This is a genomic window from Pseudomonas sp. GL-RE-29 (assembly GCF_019947275.1).
In the GTDB taxonomy this organism is placed as follows: domain Bacteria; phylum Pseudomonadota; class Gammaproteobacteria; order Pseudomonadales; family Pseudomonadaceae; genus Aquipseudomonas; species Aquipseudomonas fluorescens_A.
Window position 1 is genome coordinate 71,761 of the sequence record NZ_JAGYGD010000019.1, and the last position, 22,789, is coordinate 94,549.

The window sequence follows — 22,789 nt, forward strand, 5'->3', positions numbered from 1 at the left end:
GGTCTGGTTAAACGCGGCGCATCCATCGCCAGCAAGCCGGCTCCTACAGGTATTGCGGAGGCTGCGATCTTTTTGTTCGTAGACTTTTTGTAGCCATTTGTAGCAATAACCTTCATTCCCTCGCCGTTTACCGCTAGTCTGCGGACATCTGCAACGCCGCCACCCGCAATTCAAACAAGAGCCGGCCATGACTGATCTGTCCCCGTTACCAGGTCCTGCAAGCGTTGCTGTCGCGGCGCTGGACGAGCGCTTTTTCCGACCGCCATTGCCCGACGGCCATGTGCTGCGGCCGCGTTTGTGCGAGCGCTTGAGTGCGGGGCTCGGTGGCAGGCTGTTGTTGGTCAGTGCACCGGCGGGCTTCGGCAAGAGTTCGTTGGCAGTGGAATTTTGCCAGTCACTACCGGCGCATTGGCAAAGTCTTTGGCTGGGGTTGAGTCCACGAGACAGTGACCCCGGCCGATTCCTCGAGCGGTTACTTGAAGGCCTTCAGGACTTTTTTCCGCAACTGGGCAGGCAGTCCCTCGGCTTGCTGAAAATGCGCCAGCGGCATCAGCCATTTGCCTTCGAAGAATGGCTCGATGGTTTGCTCGACGAGTTGGCCGTACACCTGTCGACGGCGACACCACTGTTACTCGTACTCGATGATTATCATCTGGCCCAAGGGCCGGTTCTCGATCGCTGTCTGCAATTTTTCCTCAATCACCTTCCCGATGGCTTGCTGGTGATGGTCACCAGTCGACAGCGTCCGGACTGGCATCTGGCGCGGCTACGGCTGTCGCGACAATTGCTGGAGCTTCACGAGCAGGACTTGCGCCTGACCCACGATGAAGCGTTGAGCCTGCTCGACCGGCACAGCAGTTCGTTGCGCGGTGAAGCACTGGAAAGCCTGATCCAGCGTAGCGAAGGTTGGGTCGCCGGGCTGCGCTTCTGGTTACTGGCGGCGTCGGAGGCGGGCAACCACGGCGAGTTACCGCAGGCACTTCACGGCGGGGAAGGTTTGATTCGTGATTACCTGCTTGAAGAGGTGATCGATTGTCTGCCCGCCGAGGTGCAATCGTTTCTCTACGACACCGCACCCCAGGAGCGTTTTTGCAGCGAATTGTGCGACGCCGTTCGCGACGCCCATGACAGCGCCGAGATTCTGCGTTTCCTGTTGGCTCACCAAGTGTTCCTGGTGCCGCTGGACGAACATGGCCACTGGTATCGCTACCATCATTTGTTTTCCGATCTTTTGCGCACTCGACCGACCGCTCAGACAATGGTGCCGGCTGCCAGCCTGCACCTGCGCGCCTGTCGCTGGTTCAACGCCCAAGGGTTGCTCGATGAAGCGGTAGAGCAGGCGTTGCGTGCCGGGCATCTGGACGTCGCGGCGAACCTGGTGCAAAACCTTTCCGAAGAACAACTGCTGGCCGAACAAAACGTCGGCATGTTGCTGCGTTGGAAAATGGACTTGCCCGACAGCTTGCTGATCAGCACACCACGGTTGATCGTGCTCTACAGCTGGGCGTTGGGACTGGCCTGCCAACTGGATGCCGCCGAGGAGCTGGCCAGCCATTTGAGTCGCTTCCTGCCGGCCCCGTCGGCCACTGCGCAGAAGTCGATGCTGGCGCAGTGGCTGGCCTTGAGCGGGATCATCGCTCGCGGGCGTGGCAACCGCGAACTCACGTTGCGCTATTGCACCGAAGCGCTGGATAGCCTTCCGTGCAAGCGTTACGGCCAGCGATTGATGTGCCTCTCGACCCTGTCCAACCTGGCCATTGCCGATGGCGACTTGTGGCGTGCGCGCGGGTTGAACCGTGATTCCCTGGAGTTGGCGCAACGGGTCGGCAACCCGTTGTTCGAAGCGCTGGCCCATTATGACCGCGCGCGCGTGTTGCAAGCCCGTGGGGAAATCCTTCGTTCGCTGGATGAAGTCCGACAGGGACTGCAACGCTTGCACGGGTTATCCCCGCAAAGGCTCTATGCGGTGCGCGCCCGCCTCACCTTGTACGAAGGGTGTTTGCTGGCGCTGCGGTTGCAACCTCAAGCGGCGAGAGTGCGTTTGCAGGCTGGATTGAGCGAAGCGCGTGCCTGTCGCGACATCAGCGTGCTAATCGGCCATTGCGTGATCGCACGGCTGGAAGGCAGCAGCGGCGAATTCGCCAAGGCCTTCGCCGAGCTCGCCGAAGCCGAACGGCTGATGCACATCTGGGACGTGCCGCCGATCTACTATCTGGCCATGATCACCCTGGTCAAATGCGAGCTCTGGTTGGCCCAGGGGCGTACGGACCTGGCCGAAGCCTGGCTGACACGATTGGGTCAGACGTATAACGGCGAACACCCGGCAGCGCCTCCGGAATTCCACCCGCAATTGCCGCTGCATATCGAATTGCAACAAGCGTTGCTGGAGGTTATTCAGGCGCAACCGATGCTGGCCGAAGGGCGTCTGAATGCGCTGCTCGAACAGGGTCAGAAAAGTGGCCGGCAATTGCTCAGTGCGATGGCGCTCACGCAAAAAGTCTTGCTGTTACTGGGCAGCGGTCGTGAACCCGAGGCGCGCAAGGCGCTGGCTCAGGCACTGGATGCCGCCGCCGGCGGCGTATTGCAACCGTTTGACGGCTTGTTGACCGAGCATCCGGACTGGTTGCGTGGGCAACTTCAAATCTGTGCAGCGAGCACCGTATCCCAAGATCTCGCAGAAAAACTTCCGACCGTGGCGGCGCGCCAGGCGATGGAACCGGCTGCGGCGACCGAACAACTCAGCACCCGGGAATTGGCCGTCCTGCGCCTGATCGCCCAAGGTTGCTCGAATCAGGAAATCAGCGATCAGCTGTTTATTTCGCTGCACACGGTTAAAACCCATGCCAGCCACATCAACAGCAAGCTTGGGGTCGAGCGGCGTACGCAGGCGGTGGCGCGGGCCAAAGAGTTGGGGGTGTTGGGCTAGGGGTGAAATTTAAGTTACAGATTGCGATAAATAGTCGGGTGCCGATTTGTGCGAACATTGCCCATCCCTGTTTATCGAGCACCCACCGATGTCTCAGCAACCCACCCTTATCCGCGAAACCTTCCCCGTCGGCCCGTTGCAGTGCAACTGCACGATCATCGGCGATCCTGTAACGAAAAAGGCCATCGTTGTCGATCCGGGTGGTAATCACGAACTGATCCTCGCACGGCTCGATGCCCTCGGCCTGAAAGTGGTCAGCATCATCCATACCCATGCGCACCTCGATCATTTCCTCGCCTCCGGCCAGCTGAAAGAGAAAACCGGCGCGACCCTGCACTTGCACAAGGAAGATCAATTCCTCTGGGACAATCTGGAAATGCAGTGCCAGATGTTCGGTGTGCCCTATACGCCGGTGCCCTCGCCGGACCGCTGGCTGGCGGACGATGAAGAGTTGGCGTGCGGTTGCGGCGTGGCATTGCACACGCCGGGTCACACACCGGGCTCCATGAGCTTCTGGTTTTCCGACGCCAAGCTGCTGATTGCCGGTGACACGCTGTTCAAACGTGGGGTAGGGCGTACGGATTTGTGGGGTGGGGATCAGGCCACCATCGTGCGCTCGATCAAGCAGCGCTTATACACGCTCGACGAGGAGGCGACCGTGGTGACCGGCCACGGTCCAGACACCCGTCTTGGCGATGAAATGCGTGAGAATCCGTTTGTTCGCGCCTGATTTGTAACGGGCGGAATTTTTGACCTGCAAAGCGATCCAACGCCCGCAAAGGGCCAATGCTTAAGTCCCTTGCACCATAGAATGCAAAAAGTAGGAGCTCTTCATGTTCACCACGCGTCGTTTGATTATTGTCGCTACCGCTGTGGCCTTGCTGTCTGGCTGCGCCTCGCCTAACCCTTACGACAACCAGGGTCAAGCTGATGGCGGCTCCCAAGGTATGAGCAAAACTGCCAAATACGGTGGCCTCGGCGCTCTCGCCGGTGCTTTGGCCGGTGCGGCCATCAACCACGATAACCGTGGCAAGGGGGCGTTGATTGGTGCTGCTGTCGTCGGTGCTTCCGCCGCCGGTTACGGCTACTACGCCGACCAGCAAGAAAAGAAACTGCGCGCCAGCATGGCCAACACTGGTGTTGAAGTTCAACGCCAAGGCGATCAGATCAAGCTGATCATGCCGGGTAACATCACGTTCGCTACCGACTCGGCGAATATCGCTCCAAGCTTTTACCAGCCGCTGAACAACCTGGCCGGTTCGTTGAAAGAGTTCAACCAGAACCAGATCGAAATCGTCGGCTACACCGACAGCACCGGCGCCCGCCAGCACAACATGGACCTGTCGCAGCGTCGCGCCCAGAGCGTGGCGACCTACCTGACCTCGCAAGGTGTGAGCGGCACCAACCTGAGCGCCCGTGGCGCCGGGCCGGATAACCCGGTTGCCAGCAACGGTGACGTCAATGGCCGCGCGCAGAACCGCCGCGTCGAGGTCAACCTCAAGGCGATTCCTGGTCAGCAGTACGGTGCTCAGCAGTAAGGTTCGGTTAAGCAGTACCCATAAGCTTCAGCCGTAAAAAAACCGCCCGATCTTCACAGATCGGGCGGTTTTTTTGTGTCGGGACATGCTCGCGTTTCCTATAGGAGCTGCCGCAGGCTGCGATCTTTTGTTCTTGAGCTTCTAAAAATCAAAAGATCGCAGCCTCGTTGCACTCGACAGCTCCTACAGGGGCTTTTACTTCTTCAAGCCATAATGCTCATCGAGCATGCCCGGAGCGTTCGGGGCTTTTGGCGCGTAGTCGCGCGGCGGTTCCTGATTGCGCGGCGGCGTCAGGCGTTCCCGTGGAGCCTGCGTCGCGTCGGCGTGCAGGGAGGCCAGCAGGCGTTGGCGGGTCTGCTCGTCCAGAGCCAGGCGGTTGGCACCCTCGGCGAGATGATCCTGCACTTCCTGATAGCTCGCAGTCAGTTTCTTGACCAGTGTTGCTGTGCTGTTGAAGTGGGTCACCACTTCGTTCTGATAACTGTCGAAACGTTCCTGAATATCGTCCAGCTGACGTTGCGTGCTGCTAGGCGCGGCATTCGGCGCAAGGCGAGCGATCAGGAATCCAATGGCGACACCCACAACCAGGGCAAGAGTCGGCAACAACCAAACTAAGAGCGAGTGTTCCACGAGTCCTTCCTCTATAAACGGCTTTGCTTTACGTTAACGGCTCGAACCTGCGCTGTATACCGCGATTCACTCGCAATAGACAGCTACAGACAATTTGCTAGACGAGTCGACCCGATTCGAGGTCACGGAGTTCCTTCCTTGCTTATGCGCGAAACCCCTGTAGTGATTGATGGCCCGGTCGGCCAACTGGAAGCACTTTACCTGGACAGTGAACAATCGCGCGGCCTCGCGCTGATCTGCCATCCGAACCCGGTGCAAGGTGGCACCATGCTCAACAAAGTGGTCTCGACCCTGCAGCGCACCGCGCGCGACGCCGGTTTGATCACCCTGCGCTTCAACTATCGTGGCGTCGGCGCCAGCGAAGGCTCGCACGACATGGGCACCGGTGAAGTCGATGACGCCCAGGCTGTCGCCGAGTGGATTCGCGCCAAACACCCGCAATTGCCGCTGACGCTGTTCGGTTTTTCCTTCGGCGGATTTGTTGCAGCAAGTCTCGGCGGACGTCTGGAAGCGCAGGGCGAGCAGCTCAAGCATTTGTTTATGGTCGCGCCGGCGGTCATGCGCCTGGGGGATCAGGACCAACTGCCGCAGCAGGGCGAACTGACCTTGATCCAGCCGGAAACCGACGAAGTGATCGATCCGCAGCTGGTTTACGAATGGTCTGACAAGCTCGAACGTCCCCATGAGCTGCTGAAAGTGGCAGAATGCGGGCACTTTTTTCATGGCAAGCTGACCGATCTCAAGGATCTGATCCTGCCGCGTCTCTCGAATTGATTGCAGTCTGACAAGCGATTACCCATGACGACTCGTACCCGTATCCTCACCGGCATCACCACCACCGGCACGCCGCACCTGGGCAACTACGCTGGCGCCATCCGCCCGGCGATCGTCGCCAGCCGTGACAGCAATGCCGATTCGTTCTACTTCCTGGCCGACTACCACGCCCTGATCAAATGCGATGACCCGCTGCGCATCCAGCGCTCGCGCCTGGAAATCGCCGCGACCTGGCTGGCCGGTGGCCTGGATGTGGACCGCGTGACGTTCTATCGCCAGTCCGACATCCCGGAAATCCCTGAGCTGACCTGGCTGCTGACCTGCGTTGCCGCCAAAGGCCTGCTCAACCGCGCCCACGCTTACAAGGCTTCGGTGGACAAGAACGTCGAAACCGGCGAAGACCCGGATGCGGGTATCACCATGGGCTTGTACAGCTACCCGGTGCTGATGGCCGCGGACATCCTGATGTTCAACGCGCACAAGGTGCCGGTCGGTCGCGACCAGATCCAGCACGTGGAAATGGCCCGGGACATTGGCCAGCGCTTCAACCACCTGTTCGGTCAGGGCAAAGAATTCTTCGCCATGCCTGAAGCGCTGATCGAAGAAAGCGTGGCCACGCTGCCGGGCCTCGATGGCCGGAAAATGTCGAAGAGCTACGACAACACCATTCCGTTGTTCAGCAGCGCCAAAGAGATGAAGGACGCGATTTCGCGGATCGTCACCGACTCCCGTGCACCGGGCGAAGCGAAAGATCCGGACAACTCGCACCTGTTCACTCTGTTCCAGGCGTTCGCCACCCCGACTCAGGCTGACGAGTTCCGCAGTGAATTGTTGGGCGGTCTGGGTTGGGGCGAGGCGAAGAACCGTCTGTTCCAACTGCTGGATAACGAATTGGGCGAGTCCCGCGATCGATATTACAAGCTGATCGAGCGTCCGGCAGACCTGGAAGACATCCTGCAACACGGTGCGAAAAAGGCCCGTGCGGTCGCGACGCCGTTCCTCAACGAATTGCGCGAGGCGGTGGGCCTGCGTTCTTTCGTGGCCCAGGCCCAAGTCGCTGCCACGACTAAGAAGAAAGCCGTGAAAGCCGCGCGTTTCGTCAGCTTCCGCGAAGACGACGGCAGTTTCCGCTTCCGTCTGCTGGCGGCTGATGGCGAGCAACTGTTGTTGTCGCGCAACTTTGCCGACGGCAAAACCGCAGGCCAGGTGACCAAACAACTGCAATCGGGCCAGCCACTGGACGTACGCAGTGAAGGCCTGAGCTTCAGCGTCTGGCTCGAAGGCGAGTGCGTCGGCGACAGCCCGGCGTTCGCTGACAGCACCGCCCGTGATGCTGCAATCGAAGCCTTGCGGATTGCTCTGACACCGGTTCAGGAATAATCAACGGCTCGGCCCGACCAAGGGCTGATTGCCATTCCCACGGGCCATCGCTACAGTGACGGCCCGTTTTTGTTGCCTTGCTAACGAATTATGACGCCCCTAGAACGATATCAAGCTGATCTGAAACGCCCGGAATTCTTCCATGACGCTGCGCAGGAAACGGCTGTGCGTCATTTGCAGCGCCTGTACGACGACCTGGTCGCGGCCGAGCAGAACAAACCGGGCCTGCTGGGCAAACTGTTTGGCAAGAAGGATCAGACCCCGGTCAAGGGCCTGTACTTCTGGGGCGGCGTAGGTCGCGGCAAGACTTACCTGGTCGACACCTTCTTCGAAGCGCTGCCGTTCAAGGAAAAGACTCGCACTCACTTCCACCGCTTCATGAAGCGTGTGCACGAAGAGATGAAGACCCTGGGCGGCGAGAAGAACCCGCTGACCATCATCGCCAAGCGCTTCTCCACCGAATCCCGGGTGATCTGCTTCGATGAATTCTTCGTATCCGACATCACCGACGCGATGATCCTCGGCACGCTGATGGAAGAGCTGTTCAAGAACGGCGTGACTCTGGTCGCGACCTCGAACATCGTGCCGGACGGTCTGTACAAGGACGGCCTGCAACGTGCGCGCTTCCTGCCGGCCATTGCGCTGATCAAGCAGAACACCGAGATCGTCAACGTCGACAGCGGCGTCGATTATCGCCTGCGTCACCTCGAACAAGCGGAACTGTTCCACTTTCCGCTCGATGAAGCGTCCCACGAAAGCCTGCGCAAGAGCTTCCGCGCACTGACGCCGGAATGCACCGCTGCGGTCGAAAACGACGTGCTGATGATCGAAAACCGCGAAATCCGCGCCGTGCGCACCTGCGATGACGTGGCCTGGTTCGACTTCCGCGAACTGTGCGACGGCCCGCGCAGCCAGAACGATTACATCGAACTCGGCAAGATCTTCCATGCCGTATTGCTCAGCGGCGTCGAGCAGATGAGCGTCACCACCGACGACATCGCCCGTCGCTTCATCAACATGGTCGACGAGTTCTACGACCGTAACGTGAAGCTGATCATTTCTGCCGAAGTCGAGCTCAAGGACCTCTACACCGGTGGCCGCTTGAACTTCGAGTTCCAGCGTACTCTGAGCCGTCTGCTGGAAATGCAGTCCCACGAATTCCTGTCCCGGGCGCATAAGCCGTAGGATAATTCGGAAAATGAAAAGGCCTGCGATTGCAGGCCTTTTTTATGCCTTGTCCCCCTTGCTGCTAACTCGACCGCAACTGTAGGAGCCGGCTTGCTGGCGATTTCAGCGACGCGGTGTGTCAGTCACACCGCCATCGCTGGCAAGCCTGGTCCTACAGAGAATGGCTGAGATAGCGTGCCACCTCATGCTGCCGCTGACAGCCAAGCAGTAACCAAAGCAGCACTCTTGCTTTGCGCGGGCACAGAAATCCCGCCATTTGTGCACCCTTGCGAGTCAAGTCCATCTCACTGCCCACAAAACCATAGGTGGATTGCGCGGTAGAACCGGAGCCGGTGCGAGACGCAATGATCACGGGGATTTTTTCGGCGATGTGCTCGATCACTTCGGCCCATTTCTGCGAGACGTGCCCGGCACCGAAGCCGGCGATTACCAGTCCGTCGTAACCCAATTCGGGGATGTTTTCCAATATCAGCGTATCGGCGGACAGCGACGCCTCCAGCAGCGCGACTTTCTGAATGGCGTATTGCGGCAAGGGTAAACAGATGCGCTCGGCGGGCTGCCGAAAATAGCGCGCGACGTCTTCCACGAGCAGGCCGGCGGGGCCGAAAACGGGCGAAGAGAACGCCTGCAACGCCAGCGAATCGGTTTTGCGAACGTGGCTAGCCTGATGAATTTGCCCGTTCATCACGACCTGAACACCGCGTTGTCGACTGCAATCAGCCAGGGCGACACGGCAAGCATCCAGCAGATTCGCTGGTCCATCGGCGCCTGCCTGTTTGGCTGAACGCATGGCGCCGGTTAGAACCAAGGGTTCGTCGCAGTCCCACAGATAATCGAAAAACGCCGCTGTTTCTTCGAGGGTGTCGGTGCCTTGGGTGATGACAACGCCACGAGCGCCTTGCTCAACCTGGTATTTCGCCCAGGACAGGACGCTGAGCAGTATCTCGAAACTCAATGAAGCGCTAGGCAGCAGGCCGAGTGTTTCGACGGTGACCCGGGCCAGCGCCGACAATTCTGGTACGGCGGCCAGCAGAGTTTCGCCGCTGACGGTGGGAATTACGCCTTCACCGGCATTCCTGGCTTGCATGCTCACCGTACCGCCGAGCGCCGCGATGGCCAGTTTGGGCAGGTCCATTTGATACCTCGCATGTTTGTGATGAAAAAGGGCTGTATCCGCTGATGAGGCTGCGATACAGCCGAAGGGCAGGGTGCGTCAGTTGGCGATCAGCCATCCGATCAGTGGAATGATCAACAACGTGCTGATGGCCATCGACAGGACATTACCGATGTAGGCGTGCATGTCGGCCGGCAGTCGCTTGGCAATCGCACACGCCAGGGGCGGGGCGATCAACGCTCCCAGCAGTGCGCTTGAAGCGATGACCTGCCAGCTGCCGCCATGGGTCAACAGCGCCGCCGGTACTACTGACACCAGTGGAATGTAGGTGGGATACCAGCCGCGCAACATCCACTGTCGACGCCAGATCATGATGCCGATGGCCGAGGTCAGCGCCTGGGCGCAGATCAGTTGGGGCAGCAGGCCCGAGCCGTAAACCGGGCTCATGGGGTTCAAGGTGTAAGCCAGTAATGCACCCAATATCAATCCGAGGCTGGCCAGCTCATTGCCGAAGAACGGCGCCTCGGAAAAGTCGGCGAGGATCCGGCGCAGGGTCCAGATCACGCCGTAGTCTGGCGTCCGGGTGATCGTGGGGGCCGGGTCGGAAGGCTTCTCGGCGAGGCCCGAATGTGCGGACTTCACCAGGCTCGGCAGGTAACGACAGAGCAGAAAGGCAAACACGCTGGCGACCGCCATGCCCGTGACATTGCCGATCACCACGGGCAAGCCCAGCGGGTTGCACACGTAGTTGACGATCAGCAAACACATCGGCGTGACGAGAACGGCACCCATGATTGCGCCGTTGATCGTGACCTTCCAGCCACCGCCAAACATCAGCACCATCGCCGCTGGCAGTGAAACAAACGCGACAAAGGTCGGTTGCCAACTGTTGGCCGTCATCGTCCAGCCCCACAGCAGATTGCTAAGCAGCAGGCCCAGCAGTGAGCTGGTGATTAGCCATGGCCACAAACCGGTCCCGTAGCAAATGGCAAAACCTTGCCAGGATTTCCCCGTGCGGTTCGCCCAGTAGGCCAGATAGGCGCCCGCCAACAACCCGATAGAGGCGAACTCGTGTTTGTAGAAAGCAACTTCGCTGATGTCGCCCAGTACCCAGCGTAACCAGGCGCTCGGCTCGGGAAATGCTGAGACCATGTCGCTGTAGCCTGGCCAGTGGGCCGACCAGAAAGAACGGTTGCTGAAAGACAGCCAGGCAATCAGCAGAACCGTGCCAATCATCAGCAGGATGATCGCCGTATCAACGGGCGAACGGTGCGCGAGCCGGTTTTTCTCGGAGGTGATGTCCATGTTGTATGTCTCCTGTTTCAACGTGGGAGACATGGGTGTTGGGTGTAACCGAGCATTTGATCGTAGAGATCGGCCCGGCGATCGCGATGCAGATCGTTCAGGTTGTTCCAGATCGGGGCGCTGCGGGAGCTGGTCAGGTCGATATCGGCAAACAGGATTTCCTGCTGATCTGCCGAGGCCACTTCGCCAATCGGCCAGCCGTTGGTCCCGGCGATCAGCGAGCAACCCAGATACCGAGCGCCGCGCTCCTCACCAATTCTGCTCGCCGCCGCGATAAACACGTTGTTGACGTGGGCGGCGGTCATCGTCAGATACGACGCCATGCACTTGCCGGCATCGTCGAACAGCGGCGGCGGTGTCCAGACCCAGTTGTTCAGGCTGCAAATGATGTCGGCGCCCTGCTGGCTGAGGATCCGTGGCACTTCCGGAAACCAGATGTCCCAGCAGATCAACAAACCGATACGGCCGATGGGCGTGTCAAAAACCGGAAAACCGACGTTGCCCGGGGTGAACCAGAGCTTTTCCAGGTTCCACAAATGGGCTTTGCGGTACTTGCCGATAAACCCGTCCGGCCCGACCAGAACGCCGGTGTTGAAGAGCTGCATGCCATCGCGCTCAGTCAGACCGGCCACGAGGTAGACACTGTGCTCGCGGGCGAAATCCATCCAGGCCTTTACGCTCGGCCCGCCGGGGACGGCCTCCGAATGGTCAAAGGCATTCTGCCGATTGCTGAAGAAATACCCGGTGCTGGAGAGCTCGGGGAGCACGATGAGATTAGCGCCGCCGTTTACGGCTTCCAGCGCCAATTCCAGGCTGCGACGCAGGTTGCCTTCACGTTTTTCAACGCCGACTTGTGGATCGAATTGCACGACTGCTACACGAACAGGGCTTGTTGGCTCACTCATTCCCGATAACCTCTTTTTTATTGTTATTCACGCTGTTGAACTGCGTGTTTATAAGAGTTGAATCGGGTGTTGCGCGTAAGTCAGCAGCTTCCGGTAAGGCTGTAGTCCTTATCCGAAGATGCATCGGCGGGCGCTTTGAAGGGGTCGCCTAGAAGAGGCGCGCAGGTAGAGCCAATGCACGTCGTGCATGGCTCTGGACAGGTGATGGGTCAGGCTTTGAGCTGGTAGTGCGGGTAGTCACTCATGGAAAACCCGCCGTTGAACGTCGCAGCGGTTTTGTTGCAAATGTGAATGACCGCATCGACGGCGCCGCGAAAGCACGGCTCGGTCCATCCGGCGTCGACTGAAAATGATTCGCCGGAAAAATACAGGCCTGAAACATGCGCGAAGTCCCGGTTGTACTTCATCAGGCTGACTGCGTCGAAGTAGGTGCCGGGGCGATACAGCTTTGCGCAGCCCAGCGCATTTTTATCGGTGATCCAGCGCTGGACCACAGCTTGATCAATGCCGATGTAAGGCGAGATTTTCTCCCGGATATTGGCGGCGTTCATGAGGATGCGATCCAGCTCTTTGGCGCATTTGCTCACGAGTTCCTTGTCACTGAATGAGGCGAGTTTGGTGGCGTCGTCCTCCCAGGTGTAACTCAGGAGGATGCAGTCATAGCTGTAGTTTTCGTTGTAGCGGTAGGTGTAGACGTCGTGAATGAAACTGTCGGTGACGATGGCTTGCGGGATGTTGGTGTTCTTAGACAGAAATGATTTTTTCAGCGGTGCATAGACTTTGCAGCTGGTCTCCCAGTGAGCGGTTTTATAGGCATTGATGGTCTCGAACGGCAGCATTTCCTGGGTGAAGTTTTCCAGCGTGATTCGTGTTTCGATCAGCCAGGAGGGAAGCGTCACTATGACCGAATCAAAGTCATCGAAGTGTTCCTGGGTTTGCTCGGGTTGGCTGTGTTTCCAGTTGAAGTAGACGCGTGTTTTCTGGTTGCTCAGTTTCTTTAGTTTGGTGACGGATGAGTCGGTGAGCAATCCGTTGCTTCGTTCGCGGCTATGGTCGTAGACGGACTTTCCGGTTTCGTCGAGATTCATGAACAGCAAACATTCATCCAGCGCGGCGAGTCCGATGTAGCGGGGCTTGTCGAAACTCCGCCCTGTCGAATCAAAAACCGCTTCGCTGTGCAGGTGCGGTGAGGTCAGGGGATCACCGTTGGTGTCGACCCGGCCGTGTATCAGTTGCAACTGGCTGCTGAAGCCAAAAATGGCCGTGCGCAATGGATAGAGGCAGCAGACGTCGTAAAAGGCTCCCCAACTGCCGTCACCAATGCCGATCGCATAGAAAATCGCTGACTCTTCTGCGGACATACCCATGCCGCCAAAGTCGCCGGGTGAATGCTTATCCCAGGCCTCCAGGGCCGGCATGCTGACCAGGTCGCGGAACGAAACGCTCTCGTATTTTTTGACGATGGCGGCCCACATGGCTTCCCATTCCTGACTGGCGTAAAGCTCGGCCACGTGCCGGGTCATGCGATCGGCAAAAGCCTTCCATTTGGCGTAGACCTTTTGCAATTCTTTGCCGGGAGGCGGGGTAGATCCATCGGCGTTCTTCCAGATCAACATCTGCGGCGTCGCTCCGCCGCCCATGCTGCCCTCCCGAAGATAAATGCCGGTCGAGTGGACCCACTGGCTTCCGGGGTTGGCAAAGTCTGAGAACGCCAGGTCGAATGTCTTGGCGTAGTAAGCCATCAGCGACCGGCCTTCGGTCGGTGGCTCGTCCGCACGGTTGAAGAATGGCATGCGCATGGCGCCCATCTCGAACGGAGTATGGCTTTGCGTGGAGTGTGGGCTGCCAGGAACGGTCAGGTGCCTGCCGCCAATGCGCGTCGATTGTTCGATGAGGGTGATATGGGTGAAACCGCAGCGATACAGTTCCCTGGCGGCGGTCAGGCCGGTTACACCGGCGCCAATGATGCAGATCCTATGGCTTGGGTCCGTTGCCCTGGCGATGCCGTTTTCCTGCTCGACCAGTGCTCGATAGTCGAAGCACAGGTCCGGTGGGTTGGGGAAACGAGCCGCCCATTTGTTGGTGATTGAACGCTTCGTTCGCGCGCCGCCCTGGGTTGCGTATGCGGGGTAGTTATAGCTTGATCCGATGGTCACTGTTGATCTTCCCTGTCAGCACTGATGGTGTTTGCAGGGAGAAATGTTGGAGATTTTGTGGGTTGGCGTACATGAGCCAAATCGGCTTCTTCAGGCCTCCGCATTCGGTTTTTTGCGTAGGAAAGTGAGCAATACCGAGGCCCCTGTAGGAGCGAGCCTGCTCGCGATAGCGGTGTGTCAGTCGACACTAATATTTCTGATAAATCGCTATCGCGAGCAGGCTCGCTCCTACAGGAGGCGGGCTATGGGTTTATGCCGCTTGCTGGAACTGCTGCCGATACTGGTTCGGCGACAGTTCCGTGTGCTGGCGGAACAGCCGCGCAAAGAAGCTGGCATCGTCGTAGCCGACTTCATAGCTGATGGTCTTGATGCTCTTGCGGCTGCCGGACAGCAGGCCCTTGGCGGTTTCGATGCGCAGGCGTTGCAGGTAATGCAACGGCTTGTCGCCGGTGGCGGTCTGGAAGCGGCGCATGAAGTTGCGGATGCTCATGCCGTGCTCGCGGGCGACGTCTTCGAAGCGGAATTTGTCGGCGAAGTGTTCTTCTAGCCAATGCTGGATCTGCAGAATGATCACGTCCTGGTGCAGCTTCTGCCCGCCGAAGCCGATTCGTCCCGGCGAATAGCTGCGCTGCACTTCGTAAAGAATGTCCCGCGCGACGGCCTGGGACACATTGGCACCGCAGAAACGTTCGATCAGGTAGACGTACAGATCGCATGCCGAGGTGGTGCCGCCGGCGCAATACAGGTTGTCGGCGTCGGTCAGGTGTTTGTCCTGGTTGAGCTGAACCCGTGGGAAGCGTTCGGCGAAGGCGTTGAAGAAGCGCCAGTACGTAGTTGCTTCCTTGCCGTCGAGCAACCCTGCCTCGGCCAGCCAGAACACGCCAGTGGCCTCGCCGCACAACACCGCGCCGCGCGCATGTTGCTGGCGCAGCCAGGGCAGGACTTGCGGATAACGTTGGCACAGGGTTTCGAAGTCGTCCCAGAACGCGGGGATGACGATGATGTCCGCGTTCTCCAGCCCGCCGTCGACGGGGATGACGACATCGCTGAAGGTGTTCACGGGGTTGCCATCGGGACTGACAAGCCGTGTTTCGAACGCGGGAGTCAGGCCGTGACCCAGTTGTTTGCCGTAGCGCAGGCTGGCGAGATGGAAGAAATCCTTGGCTTGCATGAGGGTGGAAGCGAATACCCGGTCGAAGGCCAGGATGCAGACGCGCCGCAGGGGCGTGGAGGCTTGGTTAGACATAATTCAACTTTATTCTTATAGGGGAAAGTGGTCACCAGACGGCTGGATCGTCTTATTTTTTGTCGGATGTGTCCAGTGTCCTGTATCGGACGCGGGGCTTAGTCTCTGAAGGTCCACTTCTTCTAAAAATAACGACAGGTGCCGCATGATTCCCAGAACCTTGTTCAGTTCCGAGCACGAACTTTTTCGCGACAGCGTGCGAACGTTCCTCGAAAAAGAGGCGGTGCCGTTTCATGCGCAATGGGAAAAACAGGGCTACATCGACCGTCAGTTGTGGAACAAGGCAGGGGAGGCGGGGATGTTGTGTTCGCACTTGCCGGAAGAGTACGGCGGGTTGGGGGCGGATTTTCTCTACAGTGCGGTGGTGATCGAAGAAGTGGGGCGCCTGGGGCTGACCGGCATCGGTTTCTCCCTGCATTCGGACATCGTGGCGCCGTACATCCTGCATTACGGCAGTGAAGCGCTGAAGCACAAATATCTGCCGAAACTGGTCTCCGGGGAGATGGTCACTGCTATCGCCATGACCGAGCCGGGCGCCGGTTCCGACCTGCAAGGGGTGAAGACCACGGCGGTGCTGGATGGCGACGAGTACGTGATCAACGGCTCGAAAACCTTTATCACCAACGGATTCCTCGCCGATCTGGTGATTGTCGTTGCCAAGACCGACCCGAAGGCGGGTGCGAAGGGCACCAGTCTGTTTCTGGTGGAAGCCGACACGCCGGGCTTCGACAAGGGCAAGCGTTTGGAGAAAGTCGGCATGAAAGCCCAGGACACGTCGGAGTTGTTCTTTCAGGACGTGCGGGTGCCCAAGGAAAACCTGCTGGGACAGGCAGGCATGGGCTTCGCCTATCTGATGCAGGAATTGCCCCAGGAGCGCCTCACCGTGGCCATTGGCGGGCTGGCTTCAGCCGAAGCTGCGCTGCAATGGACGCTGGATTACACCCGCGAGCGCAAAGCGTTCGGCAAAGCGATCGCGGACTTTCAGAACACTCGATTCAAACTGGCGGAGATGGCAACGGAAATTCAGATCGGCCGGGTGTTTGTCGACCGCTGTCTGGAACTGCACTTGCAAGGCAAGCTCGACGTACCGACGGCGGCGATGGCCAAATACTGGGGCACCGACCTGCAATGCAAGGTGCTCGACGAGTGCGTGCAGTTGCATGGCGGCTACGGTTTCATGTGGGAATACCCGATTGCCCGGGCGTGGGCGGATGCGCGAGTGCAGCGGATTTATGCCGGAACCAATGAAATCATGAAGGAGATTATTGCGCGGTCTCTGTAGGAGCCGGCTTGCTGGCGATTGGGGCGGCGCGGTCCGAATGGGTACCGCGTCGGCTTTGATCGCCAGCAAGCCGTCTCCTACAGGTACGGGTTACGGCGCAGGATTCGGATGATCCTTGTGGATCGCCTCAATCCCTTCCAGCACTTCCTCAGACAGCTTCAAGTCGAAACTGGCGATGTTGCTATCCAGCTGCTCAAGTGTGGTCGCACCAATGATGTTGCTGGTCACGAACGGTTGCTGGGTCACAAACGCCAGTGCCATCTGTGCCGGGTCCAGGCCGTGTTCACGGGCCAATGCCACATAGCGGCTGCATGCTGCTTCCGACTGCGGGTTGAAATAGCGGCTGAAGCGGCTGTAGAGGCTCAGGCGACCCTTCGGTGGACGGGCACCACCTTCGTACTTGCCCGACAGGAAACCGAACGCCAGCGGCGAATAGGCGAGCAGGCCGCATTGTTCGCGGATGGCGATTTCCGCCAGGCCGACTTCGAAACTGCGGTTGAGCAGGTTGTACGGGTTCTGGATCGACACCGCGCGCGGCCAGCCACGGGCTTCGGCCAGGGCGAGGAAACGCATGGTGCCCCACGGGGTTTCGTTGGACAGGCCGATGTGGCGGATTTTGCCGGCCTTGACCTGTTCGTCGAGCGCTTCGAGAGTGTCTTCCAGCGGTGTCAGGTTGGATTCGATCTTGTGCTTGTAACCCAGCTGGCCGAAGAAATTGGTGCTGCGCTCCGGCCAGTGCAACTGGTACAGGTCGATGTAATCGGTCTGCAAACGCTTGAGGCTCGCGTCCACAGCTTCGGTGATGTGCTGTCGATTGTGCCGAAGATTCTTGTCGCGGATGTAGTCGATGGTGTTGCCGGGACCAGCGATCTTGCTGGCCAGGATCCAGTCGGCACGATCACCGCGGCTCTTGAAGTAATTGCCGATGTAGCGTTCGGTGGTGGCGTAGGTTTCGGCCTTGGGCGGCACCGGATACATTTCGGCGGTGTCGATGAAATTGATCCCGGCTTCCTTGGCCCGTTCGATCTGGGCGAAGGCTTCAGCCTCAGTGTTTTGCTCACCCCAGGTCATGGTTCCGAGGCAGATGGCACTCACGTTGAGGTTGGTCCGGCCTAGCTGGCGATAGTCCATCGGGTGCTCCTTGGGCAAAACAATCATAAAAGCAGGTTGAAATATTTTTCGCAATCTGCATAATTGCGCACCTCTTTCTGCAGTGGAAGTGATGCGCCGCCGCCGAAGAATCTTGCCGTTGAACGGACGCGCCGACCCGAGCCCCCGAAAGCGTCTGTATCCGGCTGCCTTTGACTTGTCAAAGTACGCACTATTCAGTAAGATCCGCCGTCTAATTTACAGGGCGGCCCCTGAGGCTATAAAGAATGAAAACTTTTACTGCTAAACCAGAAACAGTAAAGCGCGACTGGTTTGTCGTCGACGCTGCTGGTCAGACCCTGGGTCGTCTGGCCACCGAAATCGCGAGCCGTCTGCGTGGCAAGCACAAGCCTGAGTACACTCCTCACGTTGACACCGGCGACTACATCGTCGTAATCAACGCCGAGCAGATCCGTGTTACCGGTGCTAAAACCACTGACAAAATGTACTACTCCCACTCCGGTTTCCCGGGCGGCATCAAGTCGATCAACTTTGAAAAGCTGATCGCCAAGGCCCCTGAGCGCGTGATCGAGACCGCGGTTAAAGGCATGCTGCCTAAAAACCCACTGGGTCGCGACATGTACCGTAAGCTGAAAGTCTATGCGGGCGCTGCACACCCACATACTGCTCAGCAGCCCCAAGAACTGAAGTTTTAACGGAATAGTACATTATGTCGGCGACTCAAAATTACGGCACTGGCCGTCGCAAGACCGCAACCGCACGCGTTTTCCTGCGTCCGGGTACTGGTAACATCTCCATCAACAACCGTTCGCTGGATAATTTCTTCGGCCGTGAAACTGCCCGCATGGTAGTTCGTCAGCCGCTGGAATTGACTGAGACTGTCGAGAAGTTCGACATCTACGTCACCGTGATCGGCGGTGGTGTAAGTGGTCAAGCTGGCGCAATCCGCCACGGCATCACTCGCGCTCTGATGGACTACGACGAGACTCTGCGCAGCGCTCTGCGTAAAGCCGGCTTCGTAACCCGCGATGCACGTGAAGTTGAACGTAAGAAAGTTGGTCTGCGTAAAGCGCGTAAGCGTCCGCAGTACTCGAAGCGTTAATTCGTTTCCACGTTCAAAAAAAGAACGCCCAGTTTCCTCACGGAGCTGGGCGTTTTTTTATGCGTGCGATTTATCAAAGAATTGCGCTGTGACAACTTGCCACACGCGCAGAGCCCCTATACTGCAAGGCTTGGGAGTGGCGCCTCGGGGTAATTACCTTGTCAGAATTGGGGCTTTTCATTACCATTCGGCAAAATTTTTATAAGTACATAGATTTACTTAGTAGATGCCTGATTTAACAGGCCACAAAGCTGATGGGAGAGGACTGAATGAGCAATGACGGCGTGAATGCAGGCCGGCGTCGCTTCTTGGTAGCAGCCACATCCGTGGTGGGTGCTGCAGGAGCGGTGGGGGCTGCGGTCCCGTTCGTGGGGTCATGGTTTCCCAGTGCCAAGGCGAAAGCCGCAGGTGCACCGGTGAAAGTGAATGTCAGCAAAATCGAGCCAGGCCAGCAGATGATTGCTGAGTGGCGCGGCCAGCCGGTATTCATCGTCCGCCGTACGCAGGAAATCCTGGGGAATCTGAAGAAGATCGAGGGCCAGTTGTCTGACCCGACCTCCAAGAACTCGACTCAACCAACCTATGTCGATCCGGAAACCCGTTCGATCAAACCTGAGGTTCTGCTGCTGATTGGTATCTGCACGCACCTCGGTTGCTCGCCGACATTCCGTCCTGAAGTCGCCCCCGCTGACCTGGGCAAGGACTGGGTAGGTGGCTATTTCTGCCCTTGCCACGGCTCCCACTACGACCTGGCTGGTCGCGTCTACAAGTCGCAACCTGCGCCTTTGAACCTGCCAGTTCCCCCGCATTCCTATGAGACCGATGACATCATTGTCGTTGGCGTCGATACGGAGAAAGCGTGATGAGCAAGTTCATGGATTGGGTTGATGCGCGCTTTCCCGCCACCAAAATGTGGGAAGACCATCTCAGCAAGTATTACGCCCCGAAGAACTTCAACTTCTTCTATTTCTTTGGATCCCTCGCGCTGCTCGTTTTGGTCAACCAGATCGTCACCGGTGTCTGGCTGACCATGAGCTACACCCCGTCGGCGGAAGAAGCGTTTGCTTCTGTCGAATACATCATGCGCGACGTCGAGTACGGCTCGATCCTGCGTCTGTTGCACTCCACCGGCGCTTCGGCGTTCTTCATCGTGGTCTATCTGCACATGTTCCGTGGCCTGCTCTACGGTTCGTACCAGAAGCCGCGTGAGCTGGTGTGGGTATTCGGCATGCTGATCTACCTGGCGTTGATGGCCGAAGCCTTCATGGGCTATCTGCTGCCATGGGGCCAGATGTCCTACTGGGGTGCCCAGGTGATCATCTCGCTGTTCGGTGCGATCCCGGTCATCGGTAACGACCTGACCCAGTGGATCCGTGGTGACTACCTGATTTCAGGTATCACCCTGAACCGCTTCTTCGCCCTGCACGTCGTTGCCTTGCCGATCGTGATTCTCGGTCTGGTGGTACTGCACATCCTGGCGCTGCACGAAGTCGGTTCGAACAACCCTGACGGCGTGGACATCAAGAAACACAAAGACGAAAACGGTATTCCGCTGGACGGCATCGCCTTCCACCCGTACTACACCGTGAAAGATATCGTCGGCGTGGTGGTGTTCCTGTTCATCTTCTGCTCGATCGTGTTCTTCTTCCCGGAGATGGGTGGTTACTTCCTCGAGAAGCCGAACTTTGAAGTGGCGAACGCCTTCAAGACCCCCGAGCACATCGCTCCGGTCTGGTACTTCACCCCGTTCTACGCGATTTTGCGCGCGGTTCCGGACAAGCTCCTGGGTGTTATTGCCATGGGTGCGGCCATTGCTGTGCTATTCGTCCTGCCGTGGCTGGACCGTAGCCCGGTCAAGTCGATGCGCTACAAAGGCTGGCTGAGCAAGATCTGGCTCTGGGTGTTCTGCATCTCGTTCGTGATCCTGGGTGTGTTGGGTGTTCTCGCTCCGACTCCAGGCCGTACGCTGCTGTCGCAGGTATGTACCTTCCTGTACTTCGCCTACTTCATTCTGATGCCGTTCTACACCAGGCTCGAGAAGACCAAACCGGTTCCGGAAAGGGTGACTGGCTGATGAAAAAACTATTTGCTGTATTGATGCTTGCTGCGCTGCCGGTGTTCGCTTTCGCTGCTGAACACGGTGGGCCGGAGCTGGAAAAAGTCGACATCGACGTTTCCGATAAAGCTGCCATGCAGGACGGCGCGCGTACCTTCGCCAACTATTGCATGGGCTGCCACAGCGCCAAGTTCCAGCGTTACGAGCGTGTTGCCGATGACCTGGGTATTCCTCACGAACTGATGCTGGAGAAGCTGGTGTTCACCGGCGCCAAGATCGGCGACCACATGAACATCGGCATGCAGCCGGCTGACGCCAAGACCTGGTTCGGTGCTGCACCGCCTGACCTGACCCTGGTGGCTCGCGTCCGCGGTACTGACTGGCTCTACGGTTACCTGAAGTCGTTCTACGAAGATCCGTCGCGCCCATGGGGTGTGAACAACAAGGTCTTCCCGAACGTGGGTATGCCTAACGTCCTGGTGGGCCTGCAAGGTCGTCAGGTTGTCGGATGCAAACAGGTTCAGATCGTCGAAGACGGCAAGAAGCAATATGATCCGTTGACCGGTACTGCGCTGACTCATGAAGCGTGCGATCAACTGACCATCGTGCCGAAAAGCGGAACCCTCACCGAAGAGCAGTTCGATGAGAAGGTCAAGAATCTGGTAACCTTCCTGGCTTACTCGGCTAACCCGGTTAAGCTGCAACATCAGCGCATCGGTACGTACGTATTGTTGTACCTGGCGTTCTTCTTCGTATTCGCTTATTTGCTCAAGCGCGAATACTGGAAAGATGTGCACTGATAAAGCTTCAAGCAATTGCTGTTAATCGCGCGCGCCCAAGGGCGCCTCTGAAGGTGTAACGAGCCTGGTGATCCAGGCGTTACGGGAGGCGTCCTCTGGGCGCGCTCGTTTTTCCGCTCCCGATAATTTCTACAAGCGAGGAGGATCGCCATGGGCGTGACCAATCGGTTGGCCTGTTACTCCGACCCCGCCGACCACTATTCCCACCGAGTGCGAATTGTACTGGCAGAGAAGGGTGTCAGCGCCGAGATCATCTACGTGGAAGCTGGCCGTCAGCCGCCTAAACTGATCGAAGTGAACCCTTATGGCAGCTTGCCCACCCTGGTCGATCGTGACCTGGCGTTGTGGGAGTCAACGGTGGTGATGGAGTATCTGGATGAGCGTTACCCGCACCCGCCGCTATTGCCGGTTTATCCGGTGGCGCGTGCCAACAGCCGTCTGCTGATTCATCGTATTCAGCGTGACTGGTGTGGTCTGGTGGATCTGATCCTGGATTCACGGACCAAGGAAGCGGCGCGTGTGGTGGCGCGTAAAGAGCTGCGTGAAAGCCTGACGGGCGTGTCGCCACTGTTTGCCGACAAGCCATTTTTCCTCAGTGAGGAACAAAGCCTGGTGGATTGCTGCCTATTGCCAATACTCTGGCGATTGCCGATTCTGGGTATAGAACTGCCGCGGCCAGCCAAGCCGCTGCTTGATTACATGGAGCGCTCGTTTGCGCGTGAGGCTTTCCAGGCGAGTCTGTCTGGTGTCGAACGCGATATGCGCTAAGGCTTAAGGAGCCGCTATGAACTCCAGTCGACCTTATCTGGTCCGCGCGCTCTACGAGTGGATTGTGGACAACGACTGCACACCCCACATGCTGGTCAATTCCGAGTATCCCTCGGTGCAGGTGCCGCAGGGTTTTGCCAGTGATGGACAGATTGTCCTGAACGTATCGCCGCAAGCCGTGCGCCATTTGCACATGGATAATGAAGCGGTCAGTTTTGAAGGGCGCTTCGGTGGCGTGCCACACACGCTGTACGTGCCTATCGCATCGATCCTGGGCATCTACGCTCGGGAGAACGGTCAGGGCATGGTGTTCGATCTGGAAGCGCCTATGGGCGAAGAAGAGGATGACATCGAGCCGGATGACGATCTGCCACCGCCGGATAGCGAGCCGCCGCGGCCCAGCGGTCGGCCAAGTTTGAAGGTGGTGAAGTAATAAAAAAGGCGATCCGAAAGGATCGCCTTTTTTATTACTTCACCACCTTCAAACGTAGGAGCTGCCGAAGGCTGCG

General features: G+C 58.3%; 21 protein-coding genes. 14 read left to right on the forward strand and 7 right to left on the reverse strand.

What is annotated here, in order from left to right:
* The first annotated feature begins 187 nt into the window (after positions 1–187).
* From KGB21_RS17010 to KGB21_RS17020, 3 genes are all read left to right on the forward strand, one after another.
* Positions 188–2,926 carry a LuxR C-terminal-related transcriptional regulator gene (locus KGB21_RS17010; protein WP_223505908.1) on the forward strand — a complete coding sequence of 913 codons (2,739 nt, stop codon included), beginning with the start codon at positions 188–190 and terminating at the stop codon, positions 2,924–2,926.
* 88 nt (positions 2,927–3,014) lie between these two features.
* Positions 3,015–3,656 carry an MBL fold metallo-hydrolase gene (locus tag KGB21_RS17015; protein ID WP_223505910.1) on the forward strand — a complete coding sequence of 214 codons (642 nt, stop codon included), beginning with the start codon at positions 3,015–3,017 and terminating at the stop codon, positions 3,654–3,656.
* 103 nt (positions 3,657–3,759) lie between these two features.
* Positions 3,760–4,464: an OmpA family protein gene (locus KGB21_RS17020; RefSeq protein ID WP_034149548.1), complete on the forward strand. Its 705-nt coding sequence runs from the start codon at positions 3,760–3,762 to the stop codon at positions 4,462–4,464.
* Between the two features lie 195 nt (positions 4,465–4,659).
* Here the strand turns inward: KGB21_RS17020 and KGB21_RS17025 are convergent, their stop codons facing one another.
* Complete coding sequence (locus KGB21_RS17025) at positions 4,660–5,094, reverse strand: YhcB family protein (protein WP_008060245.1); 435 nt, start codon at positions 5,092–5,094, stop codon at positions 4,660–4,662.
* Positions 5,095–5,238: 144 nt separating this feature from the next.
* Between KGB21_RS17025 and KGB21_RS17030 the strand changes: the two genes are divergently transcribed.
* From KGB21_RS17030 to zapE, 3 genes are all read left to right on the forward strand, one after another.
* Complete coding sequence (locus tag KGB21_RS17030; RefSeq protein ID WP_223505951.1) at positions 5,239–5,868, forward strand: alpha/beta hydrolase; 630 nt, start codon at positions 5,239–5,241, stop codon at positions 5,866–5,868.
* A 24-nt stretch (positions 5,869–5,892) separates the two neighbouring features.
* Positions 5,893–7,248, forward strand: a complete 1,356-nt coding sequence (locus tag KGB21_RS17035; RefSeq protein ID WP_223505912.1) for a tryptophan--tRNA ligase — start codon at positions 5,893–5,895, stop codon at positions 7,246–7,248.
* A 90-nt stretch (positions 7,249–7,338) separates the two neighbouring features.
* Positions 7,339–8,433, forward strand: a complete 1,095-nt coding sequence (gene zapE / locus KGB21_RS17040) for a cell division protein ZapE (RefSeq protein WP_223505913.1) — start codon at positions 7,339–7,341, stop codon at positions 8,431–8,433.
* Between the two features lie 154 nt (positions 8,434–8,587).
* On the opposite strand, the gene KGB21_RS17045 is transcribed toward zapE, so the two are convergent.
* From KGB21_RS17045 to KGB21_RS17065, 5 genes are all read right to left on the reverse strand, one after another.
* Positions 8,588–9,571: an asparaginase gene (locus KGB21_RS17045; RefSeq protein ID WP_223505915.1), complete on the reverse strand. Its 984-nt coding sequence runs from the start codon at positions 9,569–9,571 to the stop codon at positions 8,588–8,590.
* A 78-nt stretch (positions 9,572–9,649) separates the two neighbouring features.
* Positions 9,650–10,855, reverse strand: coding sequence for a hypothetical protein (locus tag KGB21_RS17050; RefSeq protein WP_223505917.1), 1,206 nt, complete (start codon positions 10,853–10,855; stop codon positions 9,650–9,652).
* 17 nt (positions 10,856–10,872) lie between these two features.
* Entirely contained in the window at positions 10,873–11,760 is an 888-nt protein-coding gene (locus KGB21_RS17055) for a nitrilase family protein (protein WP_034149542.1), read from the reverse strand.
* Between the two features lie 209 nt (positions 11,761–11,969).
* The gene (locus KGB21_RS17060) at positions 11,970–13,916 is read right to left on the reverse strand and encodes a flavin monoamine oxidase family protein (RefSeq protein ID WP_223505919.1); all 1,947 of its coding nucleotides are present in this window, start codon (positions 13,914–13,916) and stop codon (positions 11,970–11,972) included.
* Positions 13,917–14,166: 250 nt separating this feature from the next.
* Complete coding sequence (locus KGB21_RS17065) at positions 14,167–15,087, reverse strand: GlxA family transcriptional regulator (protein ID WP_223505953.1); 921 nt, start codon at positions 15,085–15,087, stop codon at positions 14,167–14,169.
* A 220-nt stretch (positions 15,088–15,307) separates the two neighbouring features.
* Here KGB21_RS17065 and KGB21_RS17070 point away from each other — a divergent pair, with 220 nt between their 5' ends.
* Positions 15,308–16,444, forward strand: coding sequence for an acyl-CoA dehydrogenase family protein (locus KGB21_RS17070; protein WP_223505921.1), 1,137 nt, complete (start codon positions 15,308–15,310; stop codon positions 16,442–16,444).
* Positions 16,445–16,534: 90 nt separating this feature from the next.
* Here the strand turns inward: KGB21_RS17070 and KGB21_RS17075 are convergent, their stop codons facing one another.
* Positions 16,535–17,575 (reverse strand): NADP(H)-dependent aldo-keto reductase, encoded by a 1,041-nt coding sequence (locus KGB21_RS17075; protein ID WP_034149538.1) that lies wholly within the window; start codon positions 17,573–17,575, stop codon positions 16,535–16,537.
* Between the two features lie 245 nt (positions 17,576–17,820).
* On the opposite strand from KGB21_RS17075, the gene rplM reads away from it, so the two are divergent.
* The 7 genes from rplM (at position 17,821) to KGB21_RS17110 (ending at position 22,713) form a co-directional block, all read left to right on the forward strand.
* On the forward strand, positions 17,821–18,249 hold the full coding sequence (gene rplM / locus KGB21_RS17080) for a 50S ribosomal protein L13 (RefSeq protein WP_007917032.1): 429 nt from the start codon (positions 17,821–17,823) through the stop codon (positions 18,247–18,249).
* A 14-nt stretch (positions 18,250–18,263) separates the two neighbouring features.
* Positions 18,264–18,656, forward strand: a complete 393-nt coding sequence (gene rpsI / locus KGB21_RS17085; RefSeq protein ID WP_003228056.1) for a 30S ribosomal protein S9 — start codon at positions 18,264–18,266, stop codon at positions 18,654–18,656.
* A gap of 269 nt (positions 18,657–18,925) precedes the next feature.
* Positions 18,926–19,519: a ubiquinol-cytochrome c reductase iron-sulfur subunit gene (gene petA / locus KGB21_RS17090; protein ID WP_034149537.1), complete on the forward strand. Its 594-nt coding sequence runs from the start codon at positions 18,926–18,928 to the stop codon at positions 19,517–19,519.
* The gene (locus KGB21_RS17095) at positions 19,519–20,730 is read left to right on the forward strand and encodes a cytochrome b (RefSeq protein ID WP_034149536.1); all 1,212 of its coding nucleotides are present in this window, start codon (positions 19,519–19,521) and stop codon (positions 20,728–20,730) included. The genes petA and KGB21_RS17095 overlap by 1 nt, the downstream gene beginning before the upstream one ends.
* Positions 20,730–21,512, forward strand: a complete 783-nt coding sequence (locus KGB21_RS17100; protein ID WP_034149535.1) for a cytochrome c1 — start codon at positions 20,730–20,732, stop codon at positions 21,510–21,512. The genes KGB21_RS17095 and KGB21_RS17100 overlap by 1 nt, the downstream gene beginning before the upstream one ends.
* Positions 21,513–21,662: 150 nt before the next feature.
* Positions 21,663–22,280: a glutathione S-transferase N-terminal domain-containing protein gene (locus KGB21_RS17105; protein WP_007905304.1), complete on the forward strand. Its 618-nt coding sequence runs from the start codon at positions 21,663–21,665 to the stop codon at positions 22,278–22,280.
* Positions 22,281–22,296: 16 nt separating this feature from the next.
* Positions 22,297–22,713 carry a ClpXP protease specificity-enhancing factor gene (locus tag KGB21_RS17110; RefSeq protein WP_034149534.1) on the forward strand — a complete coding sequence of 139 codons (417 nt, stop codon included), beginning with the start codon at positions 22,297–22,299 and terminating at the stop codon, positions 22,711–22,713.
* Positions 22,714–22,789: the final 76 nt, after the last annotated feature.

Excerpts from the sequence above, each read along its gene's own strand:
- KGB21_RS17010 (WP_223505908.1), top strand. The coding sequence starts at position 188 with ATGACTGATCTGTCCCCGTTACCAGGTCCTGCAAGCGTTGCTGTCGCG.
- KGB21_RS17015 (WP_223505910.1), top strand. The coding sequence starts at position 3,015 with ATGTCTCAGCAACCCACCCTTATCCGCGAAACCTTCCCCGTCGGCCCG.
- KGB21_RS17020 (WP_034149548.1), top strand. The coding sequence starts at position 3,760 with ATGTTCACCACGCGTCGTTTGATTATTGTCGCTACCGCTGTGGCCTTG.
- KGB21_RS17030 (WP_223505951.1), top strand. The coding sequence starts at position 5,239 with ATGCGCGAAACCCCTGTAGTGATTGATGGCCCGGTCGGCCAACTGGAA.
- KGB21_RS17035 (WP_223505912.1), top strand. The coding sequence starts at position 5,893 with ATGACGACTCGTACCCGTATCCTCACCGGCATCACCACCACCGGCACG.
- zapE (WP_223505913.1), top strand. The coding sequence starts at position 7,339 with ATGACGCCCCTAGAACGATATCAAGCTGATCTGAAACGCCCGGAATTC.
- KGB21_RS17045 (WP_223505915.1), bottom strand. The coding sequence starts at position 9,571 with ATGGACCTGCCCAAACTGGCCATCGCGGCGCTCGGCGGTACGGTGAGC.
- KGB21_RS17050 (WP_223505917.1), bottom strand. The coding sequence starts at position 10,855 with ATGGACATCACCTCCGAGAAAAACCGGCTCGCGCACCGTTCGCCCGTT.
- KGB21_RS17055 (WP_034149542.1), bottom strand. The coding sequence starts at position 11,760 with ATGAGTGAGCCAACAAGCCCTGTTCGTGTAGCAGTCGTGCAATTCGAT.
- KGB21_RS17065 (WP_223505953.1), bottom strand. The coding sequence starts at position 15,087 with ATGCAAGCCAAGGATTTCTTCCATCTCGCCAGCCTGCGCTACGGCAAA.
- KGB21_RS17070 (WP_223505921.1), top strand. The coding sequence starts at position 15,308 with ATGATTCCCAGAACCTTGTTCAGTTCCGAGCACGAACTTTTTCGCGAC.
- KGB21_RS17075 (WP_034149538.1), bottom strand. The coding sequence starts at position 17,575 with ATGGACTATCGCCAGCTAGGCCGGACCAACCTCAACGTGAGTGCCATC.
- rplM (WP_007917032.1), top strand. The coding sequence starts at position 17,821 with ATGAAAACTTTTACTGCTAAACCAGAAACAGTAAAGCGCGACTGGTTT.
- rpsI (WP_003228056.1), top strand. The coding sequence starts at position 18,264 with ATGTCGGCGACTCAAAATTACGGCACTGGCCGTCGCAAGACCGCAACC.
- petA (WP_034149537.1), top strand. The coding sequence starts at position 18,926 with ATGAGCAATGACGGCGTGAATGCAGGCCGGCGTCGCTTCTTGGTAGCA.
- KGB21_RS17095 (WP_034149536.1), top strand. The coding sequence starts at position 19,519 with ATGAGCAAGTTCATGGATTGGGTTGATGCGCGCTTTCCCGCCACCAAA.
- KGB21_RS17100 (WP_034149535.1), top strand. The coding sequence starts at position 20,730 with ATGAAAAAACTATTTGCTGTATTGATGCTTGCTGCGCTGCCGGTGTTC.
- KGB21_RS17105 (WP_007905304.1), top strand. The coding sequence starts at position 21,663 with ATGGGCGTGACCAATCGGTTGGCCTGTTACTCCGACCCCGCCGACCAC.
- KGB21_RS17110 (WP_034149534.1), top strand. The coding sequence starts at position 22,297 with ATGAACTCCAGTCGACCTTATCTGGTCCGCGCGCTCTACGAGTGGATT.